Source organism: Thiocystis violascens DSM 198 (assembly GCF_000227745.2).
Lineage (GTDB): Bacteria > Pseudomonadota > Gammaproteobacteria > Chromatiales > Chromatiaceae > Chromatium > Chromatium violascens.
The window spans coordinates 588,712-602,159 of record NC_018012.1 but is presented as its reverse complement, the minus strand read 5'-3'; the positions used below and the strand labels follow the sequence as shown (position 1 = coordinate 602,159).

Annotated in this window: 13 protein-coding genes and 1 tRNA gene; 4 read left to right on the top strand and 10 right to left on the bottom strand. The window is 63.4% G+C overall.

The features are described from left to right. Positions 1 to 55: 55 nt before the first annotated feature. From THIVI_RS02800 to THIVI_RS02770, 7 genes are all read right to left on the bottom strand, one after another. The gene (locus THIVI_RS02800; RefSeq protein WP_014777131.1) at positions 56 to 556 is read right to left on the bottom strand and encodes a siphovirus Gp157 family protein; all 501 of its coding nucleotides are present in this window, start codon (positions 554 to 556) and stop codon (positions 56 to 58) included. A 56-nt stretch (positions 557 to 612) separates the two neighbouring features. After that, the gene (locus THIVI_RS02795) at positions 613 to 1,566 is read right to left on the bottom strand and encodes an ATP-binding protein (protein WP_014777130.1); all 954 of its coding nucleotides are present in this window, start codon (positions 1,564 to 1,566) and stop codon (positions 613 to 615) included. Positions 1,567 to 1,649: 83 nt separating this feature from the next. Further along, complete coding sequence (locus THIVI_RS02790; protein ID WP_014777129.1) at positions 1,650 to 1,913, bottom strand: hypothetical protein; 264 nt, start codon at positions 1,911 to 1,913, stop codon at positions 1,650 to 1,652. A gap of 3 nt (positions 1,914 to 1,916) precedes the next feature. Then, on the bottom strand, positions 1,917 to 2,309 hold the full coding sequence (locus tag THIVI_RS02785) for a DUF6573 family protein (protein ID WP_014777128.1): 393 nt from the start codon (positions 2,307 to 2,309) through the stop codon (positions 1,917 to 1,919). 155 nt (positions 2,310 to 2,464) lie between these two features. Beyond that, positions 2,465 to 3,436, bottom strand: a complete 972-nt coding sequence (locus THIVI_RS02780; RefSeq protein WP_014777127.1) for a DUF932 domain-containing protein — start codon at positions 3,434 to 3,436, stop codon at positions 2,465 to 2,467. A gap of 72 nt (positions 3,437 to 3,508) precedes the next feature. After that, the gene (locus THIVI_RS02775) at positions 3,509 to 3,886 is read right to left on the bottom strand and encodes a hypothetical protein (RefSeq protein ID WP_014777126.1); all 378 of its coding nucleotides are present in this window, start codon (positions 3,884 to 3,886) and stop codon (positions 3,509 to 3,511) included. Positions 3,887 to 4,342: 456 nt separating this feature from the next. Further along, positions 4,343 to 4,430: transfer RNA gene (locus THIVI_RS02770), tRNA-Ser, on the bottom strand. Between the two features lie 217 nt (positions 4,431 to 4,647). Between THIVI_RS02770 and THIVI_RS02765 the strand changes: the two genes are divergently transcribed. Both THIVI_RS02765 and THIVI_RS02760 read left to right on the top strand, forming a co-directional pair. Beyond that, positions 4,648 to 5,319: a Bax inhibitor-1/YccA family protein gene (locus THIVI_RS02765; RefSeq protein WP_014777125.1), complete on the top strand. Its 672-nt coding sequence runs from the start codon at positions 4,648 to 4,650 to the stop codon at positions 5,317 to 5,319. Positions 5,320 to 5,389: 70 nt separating this feature from the next. Beyond that, the gene (locus THIVI_RS02760) at positions 5,390 to 5,575 is read left to right on the top strand and encodes a hypothetical protein (protein WP_014777124.1); all 186 of its coding nucleotides are present in this window, start codon (positions 5,390 to 5,392) and stop codon (positions 5,573 to 5,575) included. Positions 5,576 to 5,633: 58 nt separating this feature from the next. Here THIVI_RS02760 and THIVI_RS02755 read toward each other — a convergent pair whose 3' ends face one another. After that, a complete protein-coding gene (locus tag THIVI_RS02755; protein WP_014777123.1) occupies positions 5,634 to 6,860 on the bottom strand; it encodes a threonine/serine exporter family protein in 1,227 nt (408 codons plus the stop codon). 351 nt (positions 6,861 to 7,211) lie between these two features. On the opposite strand from THIVI_RS02755, the gene THIVI_RS02750 reads away from it, so the two are divergent. After that, the gene (locus tag THIVI_RS02750) at positions 7,212 to 8,261 is read left to right on the top strand and encodes an agmatine deiminase family protein (RefSeq protein WP_014777122.1); all 1,050 of its coding nucleotides are present in this window, start codon (positions 7,212 to 7,214) and stop codon (positions 8,259 to 8,261) included. Positions 8,262 to 8,447: 186 nt separating this feature from the next. After that, positions 8,448 to 8,630, top strand: coding sequence for a hypothetical protein (locus THIVI_RS02745; protein WP_041446791.1), 183 nt, complete (start codon positions 8,448 to 8,450; stop codon positions 8,628 to 8,630). 59 nt (positions 8,631 to 8,689) lie between these two features. Here THIVI_RS02745 and THIVI_RS25990 read toward each other — a convergent pair whose 3' ends face one another. Both THIVI_RS25990 and THIVI_RS02735 read right to left on the bottom strand, forming a co-directional pair. After that, the gene (locus THIVI_RS25990; protein ID WP_014777120.1) at positions 8,690 to 9,106 is read right to left on the bottom strand and encodes an ATP-binding response regulator; all 417 of its coding nucleotides are present in this window, start codon (positions 9,104 to 9,106) and stop codon (positions 8,690 to 8,692) included. Between the two features lie 55 nt (positions 9,107 to 9,161). Beyond that, positions 9,162 to 13,409, bottom strand: coding sequence for a PAS domain S-box protein (locus THIVI_RS02735; protein WP_014777119.1), 4,248 nt, complete (start codon positions 13,407 to 13,409; stop codon positions 9,162 to 9,164). Positions 13,410 to 13,448 lie beyond the last annotated feature (39 nt).

Here is a 13,448-nt window from a genome sequence, read left to right as displayed (position 1 = left end):
CCGCCCCCGTGGGGGCGGGCGCTCCCCAGGGGGTGAAATGACAAGCGAGCGCGGGTTACGCGATCACTAACCGCGTCGATGACGCCAGACGGGCACCGGCCACGCTGTGACCGGCCTTGAGTGCCGCGCGAATCTCGGTCTTCAGAATGGTCGTCACCGTCTCGGTGCGCCGGTAGGCATCGGGCAAGCGCGTGGCATCCTCCACCAGCACCGAGGGCGGATTTTTTTGCAGGCGCACCGCCAGATCCGGCGCTTTCGGGGTCAATCCCGTCCGTTCCAGTTCCAGCTTCAGATAGGCTTTGAGCCGGGCGGCCTGATGGGTCGTGGCCTTGGCGCGCGCCTCCATGCGCTGCTTCGCGTCCGCGATGGCGTCGGCTTCCGCTTCCAAGTTGCGCACATAGCGGGCGACATTGAGCGCCTTGTCTTCCCACGCCCCGGCCAGTCCGTCCAGGGTGTCGGCAATGGCGTCCGGGGGCAGATCCTCTTGTGCGGTCAAGGCATCCAGGGCGCGTAAATAGTCGGTCGAGAGTTCGTAGAGTTTCAGCGTCGCAGTCATGGGCAATGCTCCAGAAGCGCGCTCCCAGGGAGGATCGCGTGGATGGGTGACGTGGGTTAATTCATGGCCGAGCGGCCACGGGTTTCGCGGTCGGTGTCCTGACCGTTGCCGGCGGGCGGGGGATTCGCGTGAGCGGCCTCTAGGATGGCGAGCTTGCGGTCGCTGCAACACGCGGTCAGGGCTTCCCGATCCGCTGGGGTCAGCAACGCGATGTCGGAGCGGTGTTGGCGCCACCAGTTCGTGAGATGCGGAAGCGCGTCAATCGGAGCGACCGCCGCCAGCAGCGCCTGCAACCGCTGCCGACTGTCGGCGAGCGGATCGCTGCCGCCGTCCAGCCACCGGCGAAAGACCTCGCCGGTGCCGACCGTGGGAACGAAATGTTGCCCGTCGAAGCAACTCGTCCGGTCCTTGGTGGCCGTGGCGACATGGCTGTCCACCGCCAGATCCAGCACGGTCGTCAACTCGTACTCCAGTCCGTCGCGTTGGACCGGGGCCAGTCCAATCTTGATCGGCTTTTTGCCGCCTTTGTGGTCGTCCACCACGTCGTAAGCGGTCTTGGTGCGGATCGTCACGATCACATGCAGGTTGACCCCCAGGATGGCATCCACCAGGGCCGTCTGTTGCGGCGTGACCTCGCGCCACGCCATGAAGGAATTGCCCGAGCGACTGGCGGCGGTCGCTTTGTCGTGGAGATCCAACACCCCGCCTTCCCCGGTCCAGGCATGACTCAGGCTATCGACGATCAACACGTCATAGCCGTCCTGTTCCGCCCGGCAAATCCGTTCGATATAGCGCGCCGGGCTAAATGGCGGCTCGATCAAGGTGGCATCATAGGGCGTCAGATCGGCATACAACTCCCCGCTGCCCCGTTCGCTATCGATCAGGGCGATCTGACCGTCGGGCGCCAAGCCCCGCGCAATCAGTAACGCGCTGTAGGTCTTGCCCGATCCCGAGGGACCGCAGAGCGCCAAGCGCAATTTGGCTTGGCGTCGTTCGGCTTGGTGGAACATGCTTGAGACTCCTTACTTGTGAATGTGCCTTCGGAGTGAGTAACCGGACGCTTGCGAGGGGCCAACCTCCCAAGCGTCCACCATTAGAACGGCGCTTCCCCGTCCAGCAGCGCCAGCGCCCCTGTTTGCCGGGGATCGATTCCCCAATACGGCGGTTGCTCGCCGACCGGTAACGCGACTTTCGGGCTGGTCAAGTGCAGCACGATCCGTCCGATCAAGGCGTCTTGCGGATCGAAGAGTTCCAACTCCTGCCACCAGCACATCGTCTGGCTGCCATCGCTCAACAGTGCCCCATTGGCCGACACCTGAATGCGTTCGACCCGATACCAGCTCACTTGCATGCTCATGGCTCAATCCTCTCCGGGTTGCAGAATGGTGATCACCGGCTCCGCCTGATCGCCGGGGCCGATATGCAGCGTCAGTTGCGTCAACGCCGGCTTGGCACCGCCCCGAGGGACGCGCAGCACCCGAAACGGCACCACTTGCAAGTTGCCGTGCCGACGGGCCTCGATCCGCGCCATCGTCAGCACATCCCAGAGCCGACCGGGTTCGTCCTGCAAACCATCCTGAAACGGCCAGGCCACGCAATCGGCCCACACCGCCGCTGTCACTGCGACCGGCACCTGAAAGCCCGCTTCCTGGGCCATGACCGAGACATCCATCAGCACCCCGTCGGCAATCGCCTGGGCACGGGAATAGACATGGATCGGATCCATGCGGTTGAACAAGGGAGACAAAGACATCACAACCTCCTGGGTTGAATGCGTGCCGGAAGATCGAACCCCGCACACGACAGTGCGCTTTATAACGTTGCGTGTTAAGGACAGAAAAAACCCCGCTCGGTGCGACACCGAGCAGGGTGATGGCGAAAACAGCGGGAGGACGGAAAAACTTGACGTTAAGCCGCCAGTTGCCATGCCTTGTCCAAGGCGCGTTGTTTCAGCAGGGCACCCTGACCGAACCAGGCGCTATCGAGACGATAGCCATGATTGCGCGCTCGTTTTTCGTGATCGACATACTCGGTCACGGCGCACAGCAGACCCCAGGCCGTCCCATTCGCTGCCGCGAGATCCGCGCCTCGCCCCTGTCCTTCGTACAGGCGCTGCACCGTCTTCAGTGCCCGCTCGTTGCTCAAGCCTGGGTTGACCGTGCGGTCGGGTTGGTCGGATTGGCACAGCACCTGGAGGAAGTAGTGCAGGGCTTCATGATTCTTCACCTTGCGTTCCGACAGCATCTTGATGCGATACAGAAAGCTATCCCAGTGCGAGACCGCGACCTTCAGTGGTTGTTTGACCGCCACCGCATCGAAGCGTGTTCGGTGCGGTACCTTGATGGCGCTGCGGCTGCCGTTGAAGGCGACCGCGAGGGTGTTGTTACAGACCGTCCGGATTGTCGTTGGCGTGGCGGTGGTGGCCAGTGTGCCATCGCAAGACGTGGCCAACAGCAAATAGCCCTTCACCCGATCCGTTCCCTTCAGCGTCGTTTCCTGGCCAGTTCGCGCCAGTGCCCAGAACTTCTTGCCTTCCTTGAGTACCCCTGCCGTTTCCAGTTCATAGCCCGACTGTTCGGCGAGATCGCGGTAAAACGCCAACACCTCCTGCGGTTGCACCACTTGGTAACGCTCGCTCACCACCGACAAGGGCGCGTGGGTGTCGCTGCGATAGAGTACTTTCTGATCGCTGACGGTGGTGATCGCTACTAGCGCACCCGCGCGTTCGGTCATAAAGCACACCGGCGCTTCACGGATGCTCCAATCCATGCCGGCCTGACGTGCCCAGATTTCAATCGGTTGTTTCGGAGGCAATGCCTGTCCAAGGCGATGCCAGGGGGCTTGGCCGGTATCGGCCATGGTTTCAACGAGAGGGAACATGGAATCCTCCTAAAAAGCCACGCGGCAAGGCCGCGCAGCAGACGCTCGATGCGCCGACGTGGAGCAAAAAGATTAGTCAGACCAGAGACTCGGTCCTGGTCGGTCCTGGTCGGTGGTGACGTGGGCATGGCTGAAGAGGTAATCGCAGGCGAGACACTGGTAGTTGTCCATGATCTGTTCGTCGATCGCTTCTCCCAGGTGTGCCCCGGCCAGGCAGCCTGCCGTTCCACCCAGCAAACCCCCGACGAGTGCGCCGGCCAAACTACCGACGGTCGCACCCATCGGTCCCGCGACATCCATACCGAGCGTGCCACCGAGTTTGGCGCCAGCGAGCGCGCGCGCGGCTCCCGATGCGGCACCGCTTACGGCACCGATCACCGCGCCCGTTTTTTTCGCCACATTGCGGGTGACAACCCGGTGAGACTGGCAAGACGGACATTGAATCAACATGGGAAAACTCCGTTGAGATCGCAGAAAACACCCGAGCCGCATCGACTGATCGCCAAACCGCGCCTGTCCGGCCTGGACCGCAAAGGTCCAGGCCGAATGGCGCGCGGGATGGCGAAGGCGAAGGAAATCACTCGCGGTCAAGGACCGGAGGGCGGAGACAATGGAGTGGTGAGGCTCAGGGATGAAGGAGCAAGGACGCTCCTCACATTTGGTATATGTGACCCAATTTTATTCAGATCCAACTTAACCGTGGGGATGGTCTGTCATTGATGACGACCAGTAGCACTGGAATGCTGTAGCGACTCGAACTGACCCGAATATGGTTCGGCGCAGCGAATCGGCTGATTGCGGGCATGCCGCACCTAACAGTGGATTTGATGTGGTGGGCTGAGTGGCGGGCTGATCAAAGCTAGAAAACAAAAAAGCCCATAAAATTATGGGCTTATGTCGCATATTTGGCGGAGAGAGAGGGATTCGAACCCCCGGACCCTTGCGAGTCAACGGTTTTCAAGACCGCCGCTTTCGACCGCTCAGCCACCTCTCCGGGCATTGCAAAAACTCAAGGGAAACCCTTGGCTCCATCTAAATTGCCCATATCCTCAAGCGCGGCATCATACCGCACGCCGAGCCTTTGCCCAACATCGATGATGTCTTGCGCCGGCTGAATCGTCAGGTATGCTTTCGGAACCGTATCCGTATCGCCGGGTCTCATACTCGGTCACCACCCAATCGTTATCCGCTCAAACTGAGGAATGAACCACATGGCTAATCCAGGTATTTCAGTCGTCCGTGACGCCCAAGGTGCGATCTCGGCCAATAAAGTCCTCAAAAACACCTATCTACTGCTGTCCGCGACGCTGGGATTCAGCGCGCTGACCGCTATGCTGTCCATCGCGCTGGCGATGCCGGCCTGGACCTATCTGGCGTCCGTGATCGTCGCGATGGTGCTCGGAATTTTCGTTCTGCCCAGAACCGCGAATTCCGCGTCGGGCATCGGGGTGATTTTTCTGGTCACCGGTCTGCTCGGCTTTGGGCTCGGCGCCATCCTGACCCAATATCTGGCCCTGCCGAACGGACCGCAAACCGTCGGTCTCGCCTTCGGCGGAACCGCTACCATCTTCCTGGGTCTGTCTGGTTATGCCCTGACCAGCAAGCGCGATTTCAGCTTCATGGGCGGCTTCATCTTCGCCGGAATGATGGTGGTGATGATCGCGATCATCGCCAACCTCTTCCTGCAGATGCCCGCGCTGTCGCTGGCCATCTCCTCCGCCATCATTCTGCTGATGAGCGGTTTCATCCTGTTCGACACGGGCCGGATCGCGCGGGGCGAGGAAACCAACTACATCATGGCGACCTATGGCATTTACCTGAGCATCTTCAACATCTTTATCAGCCTGTTGCAGATTCTCGGAATCATGGGCGGCGACGATTGAACGACCGCTGACGCATGACCCCAAGCCCCGGCCCGCGCGCCGGGGTTTTTGTTTCGCACTGGAGGACAGCATGGAATTGTTCCTGAAGATCGCCGCCGCCGCGCTGCTGGTTCTGATGCTCTTCTATCTCTGGCCCGTCTACAAACAGTGGCAGGAAAATGGTCCCAAGGCCCAGAAAGGCGATTGGCAGGCGGCCATCCTGCCGCTCGGCGCCGTCGTCCTATTCGTCATCCTGTTGATTATGGCGGTTCGTTGACGGCTGGAGTGGGCCGCGGAATGTTGCATCGACCAGCGCCGGCTCGGGACGACCGGTTTTACCTGGAAGCCGCGCCGGGTAGTCGGCCCTCGAACACCCAGGCACGATCAGTCAGCATCCGCGCGATCGACAGCCCGATGGCAATGCCGGCGACGATGAACATGGCCTCGTAGGCATTGGTGATCGCCTCCATGGGCATGTCCTGATTGGCGTAAACCAGCGCCTGATAGGCCGTCGTCCCTGGAATCATGATAAGGACGGGGGGCACGGATAGCACGATGCGCGGACAGCGCATCCAGCGCGACACCCCGGCCGCCAGCAGGCCGACCAGCAGGGTCGCGATCGGCGCGGCCACCTGCAACGGCCACTGCATATCCACCAGATAGAGACGCAGCGTATTGGCCAGCATGCCGATGAACGCCGCCGCCAGCGCCATGCGCAGCGGTGTGTTGAACATAATGGCGAAACCGAAGACGCCGCAGAAGCTGGCGAGCAACTGCAACAGCAGGAGTGTCGACCGCGGCAGATTCAGTTCGGGCGCCCGCAGCGGAATCAGATGGACCAATTCGGCAACCAGCCAGGCACTGATCGCCGCCACCGTGATCACCAGGATCGCATAGGTCAGGCGCGAAATCCCCGCGGTAAAATCCAGACGCGCCAAATCCAGCGCGGCGGTAATGAGCGGAAAGCCGGGGATGAGGAAGAGCACCGCCGAGGTATAGCCGGCGGCATGCCGCGCGCTAGGCACCCCGAGACTCATCAGGAGTCCCGTGCCCCCCAGATAGAGCAGACAGGCCGTCGCCCCCGCCATGAGGGTGACGCCGAGCTGATTGAGCCGATAGCGGGCCAGGGTCGCGCGCAGGAATTGTCCCGCGCCCGCCCCGACGGCCACCCCCAGACACTCGACCCAGCCCCCGTGATTGAGAAAGCAGAAGGCCGCGCAGGCGACCAGCGCCGCCAGCGCGGTCGTGAAAGGTCCGTAGCGGGCGGGCTGGCGAGCGATGGCGTCGAGCCGTCGATTAAAGTCCTCGACGCTCGTGTCCGGTGGCGTGTTCAGCGCCAGCGCCTCCATCTCGACGATCCGCCCGGCATTGACGCTCACGGCGGGAATGGTCCCGACCAGCGTATGACTCTGGCCCTGACGCAGGCAGGTTGCGATCACCGTGTTGAGCGTCACCTCGGCATGGACGGCGTCCAGACCCAGCGCAGTGCCGACCCGGTTCATCTCTTCCTTGACGCGATAGGCGCCGGTGCCTGCCGCCGCCATCAGCGTTCCGGCGCGCACGACGGCCTGGCAGATCGCCGTGTATTCGGAGGATTCGAGGTGACTTGACTCAGCAGGGCGTTTGATAGGATGAATCCTCCAGGATCGTGATTGACGTGGATGCGTGGTGCGTGCCCGCTTCCCCAGGTGTTTATCCGAGCACCGAAATCGTACCGATGGACGTTCGTCCGACCCTCGATCAGCGCCAGCGTTCTCGCCGGCATCGCCCTTGGACAGTTAGAATCGGTCGCGAAACTGCGTCGGCCCCAGCGCAACAGAGCGGCGCTCATCTGGCCGACGAATCATAATGCCAACTCCCGCGCCGGACGCGGTGTAACTCCTCAAACAACCCAAACAACCGAGACCCGCTAAATGCGCCGACTGCCCGCCGAATGGGAGCCCCAACACGGGGTCATGCTGACCTGGCCACATGCCGACACCGACTGGGCGGACCACCTGGATGACGTGGAGACGCTCTATGCCAATCTTGCCGCCACCATCAGCCGTTACGAAAGGGCTCTGATCGTCTGCCGGGATCGCGATCATGCCGAACGCGTGAGGGGTCTGGCAACCCGGGCAGGCGCGGATCCCGCGCGGCTGGATCTCGGCATTGCCCCGAGCAACGATACCTGGGCGCGCGACCATGGCCCCATCAGTCTCCTGACCGATCAGACGCGGACCCTGCTGCTGGATTTTCGCTTCAACGGCTGGGGCGGCAAGTTCAGCGCCGACCTGGATGACCGGATCACCGGACGTCTGGCCGCGTCCGGCGCCTTCGGCGATGCACTCCTGGAAACCAGCGAGTTGGTGCTCGAAGGCGGCGCCATCGAGACCGACGGCCGGGGCACCCTGCTCGCGGTCACCCGCACCCTGGTCGATCCACGGCGCAATTCCGGCCGTTCACGCGCGGACATCGAACGCGAACTCACCGCCCGACTCGGCATCCGTCATTTTCTCTGGCTGGAACATGGCGCCATCAGCGGCGACGATACCGACGGACACATCGACACACTCGCCCGCTTCTGCGATCCTCGGACCATCTGTTACGCCCGCTGCACCGCACCGGATGATGCGGATTTTGCCGAACTCGCCGCGATGGAAGCGGAATTGAAGGCGCTGCGCGATCCCCATGGCCATCCCTATCGGTTGATTCCCCTCCCCTGCCCCACGCCGATTCTCGACGCGGACGGCGCGCGACTCCCGGCGGGTTACGCCAACTTCCTGATCGTCAATGACGCAGTGCTGCTTCCGATCTATGGCGATCCGGCGGATGCCGAGGCCCGGTCAATCCTGAGCGGTTTGTTCCCCGACCGCGACATCCTGACGCTCGACTGCCGCCCGCTGATCCGCCAGGGCGGCAGTCTGCACTGCATCAGCATGCAGCTTCCCGGAGCGCCGCCGGCACCCGAGCGTTTTTGCTAGGGCGCGGACTCCGACGCCAGCGCCATCGCGTCCATGTGCCGCAGAATCTCGCGCAGATGATCGCCCTCCTCCGGCAATGACGGTGCCCAGGCAGAGCACCGGCGTTGCCGGCCCCAAAGATTCGCGCGCCAGTGCCAAATTGGCGTGCAGTGCCACATCGAGTGCGTTAATACGTGGTGTGTTCTGATGCATCAGGATCGCAAAATACTCCGGGCCGAGCCGGTACAGTTGGGCATTCAGGTCGAGCACGCCAAGCAGGGTATCGAGTACCTGAGCCAGCAAGTGATTGGCCGCTGGCGCCTCAAGCGCCCGCAGTCCGGTGAGGCCGAAGCAGGTCATGGCGAGCGGGAATTCAAACTGAATCGGTGATCGAGACGCTCGGGGCGTTTGCCGGACGTGGTTCACGTCCCGGGCTCCCAGGGACCGAGTCATTTTTCCAAGACCTCGGCCAGAGCCGCGGGGCGCACCGGCTTGGCGATATAGTCGCTTATCCCCGCCGCCAGGCACTGCTCGCGGTCGCCCTGCATGGCATTGGCGGTCATAGCGATGATGTGAATGGCATGATCGAGGACGGCACTGCCTGGATCGCGGATGTGGCGCGATGCCTCCAGTCCATCCATCACCGGCATCTGCACGTCCATCAGCACCAGGTCATAGGATTTGTTGAAGAGCAGGCCGAGCTTGTCGAGCGGAATCCCGATCCCGGTGTCGCGCACCTCGAAGCGCAGCAGGACCGCATCCCCGGTGTCGGTCTCCTTGGCGCGGGCGTTGGCATCCTGAAGCTGGCGGTTGGTTTCGCGGAGCGTCTCCTCCGCGCGCGCTTGTGTTCGGTGACGTCTGGGCATGGCGAATTATTTCGCCGCGCGCGGCACGCTCTAGGTTTCATCGGTTTAACGGTTCTCAGGAGGCATCCCACACGGGCGCGGAATCAGAGCGATACAACGCATCGCGAATCGCGTGCATGAGCCGGTCGGGATCCAGTGGCTTTGGCAGAATCGATGGCCATCGTTCGTCGGCGTCAAGACGGATTGGTTGCAGCTCCTGGCCGGTCATCAGAATGACCGGCAAGTCCGGGCGTTCGCACGCGAGGGTCTGGAACAGGTCGATCCCATCGAGCACTGGCATGGCGATATCCGACAGCACCAGGTCGAAGTCCGGCTCTTGCCGCAAGCGCTCCAGACCGGCGGCGCCATGTTCGGCGGCGGCAAAACGGATGCCGTTCGCGGTCAGCAGGCGACCGACCGATTCGCGAACCCGCGGATCATCCTCGACCAGCAATACCCGCGGCACGGCGCCGAGGCCGGTCATGGGAGGCGTGTGATTTAACTCCAGAGGCGCGGCGGGCGCGCTGGCGTCGATGGGCAACCACAGGCGGAATTCGCTCCCCTCGCCCAAGCGCGAAGCGACCGCGAGCGCGGCGCCGGTACGGGTGACGAATTCCTGCACCATGAACAACCCGAGTCCGTGACCGCGCTGCTTGGCCTTGGTCGAAAACAGCGGCTCGAAGATGCGTTCCAGGGTCTCGGGGCGCATGCCGTGGCCGGTATCGCTGACGCGGATTTCGAGGTGCGCGCCGCTCGGCGCCTCGCCAAGACGCGGGGGAAAGACTGGCGCCGCGCTCACCAGGCAGGCTTCCAGCGACAATTGGCCGCCATCGGGCATGGCGTCGCGGGCATTGAGCACCAAATTGAGCAGGGTCGCCTGGAGGAAGGCGCCATTGCTGGACGCGAACAAACCAGCTTCGGTCCAGATCCGTACATCGAGGACACTCGGCAACAACTGCCTCAGGATCGCGGTCAGTTCCTCGAAGACCTGACTCAGCGCCACCCGTTCGCGGGGAATCCCGCCGGCCCGGCTCAAGGAGAGCATGCCCGCCGTGATGATCTTGGCATGACCGAGCGCGCTCCGGGTCTCGCCCAAGATCTCGGCGATCTCCGGGTCGGCGCCCTCCCCGCTCAGCGAATCGCTCAGATAATAGAGATTGGCGTCGACGACCCCGAGCAAGTTATTGAAATCATGTGCGATTCCGCTGGCGAGATGACCGATGGTCTCGCGCTCGCGGGCGCTCTCCAGTTCGTGCTGAAGCCGCTTGTTGTCCGCCTGGGCCACCAGTTTTTCGGTAATATCCTCGACGATGCCGACCGGCAGCGGCGATTCGCCCGCTTCCCCCGGCATCAGCGTAACCCGCAGATCGCCCCAGACGATCTCGCCATTGGGACGGACATAACGCCGATTCATACGATAGCTGTCGCGCTGGCCCGATAGGAGTTCGGCAAACAGCCGATCGGTCTCGGCCCGATCGTCCTCATAAATCATGGGGTCGATCGGCTGACCGATCAGTTCGATGCGCGCGCGGCCCAGCAGACGGGCATAAGCGTGATTGACATAGACGAAGCGGCGCTCCCGATCCGGGATGGCGATCCCCATCGGAGCATGGTCGAAGACGGTGCGCAGACGCTGCTCGCTGGCGGCGAGCCGGGCGAGCGTCTCTTGCCGCGCGGTGATGTCCTGACTGGTGCCGCGATAGCCCAGCAGTTCGCCATCCGCGCCGAAAAACGGCTGACCGTGGGTGAGCAGCCAGACCCGCCGACCGTCGCGATGCTCGGCGAGATTGACGAAATCCTGCAACAGTGCGTGACGGGCGAAGACGTCGAGCCCTTGCCGTTGGATCGTCGCGCGGTCGGCGGCGGGCGCCAGCTCGTAGAAATGGCGTTTTCCGACCAGTTCGCCCGGTTGCCACCCGAGTACCAGCTCGACCAGCGGACTGACAGAGGTATAAAGCCCTTGCGCGTCAACCTCCCAGGCGACGGAGCGAGTCTGTTCCGCGAGCCGATCGTAATGCGCAAGACTCTCGCGCAGCTTGAGATCGGTGCGCTCGCGCAGGAGCGCGCCGACTAGCAGATTGGAATACACCCGCAGAAACTCGCGCTTGTTGATGCTCCAGCGATGCGGCAGACGCACCGCGTCGAGACCGATGATCCCAAGCAACCGATTGGCGTGGATCATGGGCATCAGCAAGAGCGAGCGCGTCTCCGGAGATGCGAGCCGGGCGCATTCGTCGCGCCAGTCCGCGGGCAACTCGGACACGTTGTGCAGGCTCACTGGTTCATTGGCGCGCAGTTGCTGGAGAAGGATCGGGAAATCCGCCTGCGGCGTGCGCTGACCGTGCGCGTGTCGTGGCGTCACGTCGGCGGCTGTCCACTCATGGGTCTTGCTCAGGGTGTCGGTCCCTTCGTCGACGAGACAGACAAAGGCGCGGTCGAGATGGCGGCCGAAGCGCCCAAATGAACGCGCGATGAAGGAATCGAGTCCAGCCGGCGGCAGGTTGACCAGTTCGCCAGCCAGATCGACCAGCAGGCGATCCAGCAACTCGCGCCGTTTCAGTTCGAGCTTGGCGGATTGGCGTTCGCTGATGTCGGTATGGGTGCCCGCGAAGATCCGTGGCCGACCCGCGGCATCGCGCGCGACCACGCGTCCCTCGTCGCGCACCCAGACCCAGTGACCGTCGCGGTGGCGCATCCGCAGTTCGCAGACATACCGGTCGGACCGACCGCTCAGGTGCGCGGCCACTCGCTCCTCGCTGACCAGGAGATCGTCGGGATGCGCCAGTTGTCGCCAGGTCGCGAGCGAGGTCGGCGCCAACTCCGCGAGCCGATAGCCGCAGAGCCCCGCCCAGTGCTCGTTGAACACCACCGCGTCGGTCTCCAGGTTCCACTCCCAGGTGCCCAGGCGGGTGCCGTCGATGACATTGGTCAGGCGCTGGCGTTCGCGCGCGAGCGCCTGTTGAGTTTCCCGGAGATGGCTCTGGTCGAACAGATAGCCGCGACTCTCGACCACCTGCCCGCGCGCCTCGCGCACCGGCCCGGCGGAGAACAGATCGCGCTCGGCGCGCAATTCGTCGCGTACCGCCATTTCGTCGGTGAGATCCTTGGCAACGCCGAACAGACAATCCTGGCCATTCCATTGCCCGCGCCAGATCCGCGCGGCGACCGGAATCCGGGCGTCCTCCCGGGTCACCAAGGGCAGGAAGCAGGTGTCGCGCTTGCCCACTCGCAGCGCGGCCAGATGCCCCTCGCAATCCTGACTCTGCTCCGCCGGGTGGAGCGCCATGATCGACATCCCCGCCAGCTCCTCGGCGCGATAATCGAGCTTGCGTTCGACGGACGAGTTGACATCGAGAATCCGACCCTCGGGCGTCATCACGAAGATCAGATCGTCCATGCTGTCGAAAAAGGCGCGGAAATTAGCCCGCTCGTGTTCGATCGCACGGAAGCTGGCGTCCAGCGAGTCGGCGATCACGGCCAGCGTGGTTAGCAATTGGTCCGTTTCGACGAACAGATCCGCTGGCGGCGCGATCCAGGGCGCGCGATCGCGGATCGCCACCGGCAGATGGCGCGCGCTGGCGTTCAGAGACTGCAACAGACGCGACAGATGGCGGCTACCGATCCAGGCGACGAGCAGGGCGATCAGCATCAGGAACGTCAGCGTCTCCATCGCCTCCATCACGGCCAGTTGGGCACGGTCGATCAAGGGGGCCGCGTTGTCGGAGGTGGCGATCAGGAGCCCCGGCAGCAGGATGGCGGTCAGCAGGGTGGCGAAGAAAAAATCGGCGATCGGCATCCCGCCGCGCGGTTGGCGAGCCAGCGCGACCAACAGCAGGATCAAGCTCGCCAGGGCCGCGTTGAGAATGCCGTTGAGCGGTTGCTTCAGGGCGATCAGCAGGGTTTGCGACCCGTTCAAGCCGAGTCCGAGACGATAGAACAACAGCACCAGCGGCAGGCCGACGAGCAGCCAGAACACCACGCTGGCGACGGCCAGCGGCGGCGCTGACCGTCCGCGCCGCCGGGCAAGCTCGCGCAGCCCGCCGATGACCGCGATCTCGGCGACGAAGATGATCAGCGCATAGGGATGCCCCCACAGCAACAGGGTGTAGACGCCGCCTGCGGCGGCGACCAGCAGGGCGGGGACAAACCCGAGCCAGACCAGCGTCAGGAGCGCCACCACGGAGCCAAACAGCAGATCGACCCCCAAGAAGAGCGGGAGCGGAAAGGCATTCGCGGCCACCGCCGCGGCCGCGAGCAGCGCCGTCAACAGTGCGCGACGCACGGCGCTGACCGAGACGCCAGGTCCAGGATGGTGGGTGGTCATCAAGATCCTCCATGAGAAAACGTTAACCCTGTCAGAGCT

Bases quoted from the DNA above. Each gene is read 5' to 3' on its own strand.
- THIVI_RS02800 (WP_014777131.1), bottom strand. From the start codon at position 556: ATGACTGCGACGCTGAAACTCTACGAACTCTCGACCGACTATTTACGC.
- THIVI_RS02795 (WP_014777130.1), bottom strand. From the start codon at position 1,566: ATGTTCCACCAAGCCGAACGACGCCAAGCCAAATTGCGCTTGGCGCTC.
- THIVI_RS02790 (WP_014777129.1), bottom strand. From the start codon at position 1,913: ATGAGCATGCAAGTGAGCTGGTATCGGGTCGAACGCATTCAGGTGTCG.
- THIVI_RS02785 (WP_014777128.1), bottom strand. From the start codon at position 2,309: ATGTCTTTGTCTCCCTTGTTCAACCGCATGGATCCGATCCATGTCTAT.
- THIVI_RS02780 (WP_014777127.1), bottom strand. From the start codon at position 3,436: ATGTTCCCTCTCGTTGAAACCATGGCCGATACCGGCCAAGCCCCCTGG.
- THIVI_RS02775 (WP_014777126.1), bottom strand. From the start codon at position 3,886: ATGTTGATTCAATGTCCGTCTTGCCAGTCTCACCGGGTTGTCACCCGC.
- THIVI_RS02765 (WP_014777125.1), top strand. From the start codon at position 4,648: ATGGCTAATCCAGGTATTTCAGTCGTCCGTGACGCCCAAGGTGCGATC.
- THIVI_RS02760 (WP_014777124.1), top strand. From the start codon at position 5,390: ATGGAATTGTTCCTGAAGATCGCCGCCGCCGCGCTGCTGGTTCTGATG.
- THIVI_RS02750 (WP_014777122.1), top strand. From the start codon at position 7,212: ATGCGCCGACTGCCCGCCGAATGGGAGCCCCAACACGGGGTCATGCTG.
- THIVI_RS02745 (WP_041446791.1), top strand. From the start codon at position 8,448: ATGCATCAGGATCGCAAAATACTCCGGGCCGAGCCGGTACAGTTGGGC.
- THIVI_RS25990 (WP_014777120.1), bottom strand. From the start codon at position 9,106: ATGCCCAGACGTCACCGAACACAAGCGCGCGCGGAGGAGACGCTCCGC.
- THIVI_RS02735 (WP_014777119.1), bottom strand. From the start codon at position 13,409: ATGACCACCCACCATCCTGGACCTGGCGTCTCGGTCAGCGCCGTGCGT.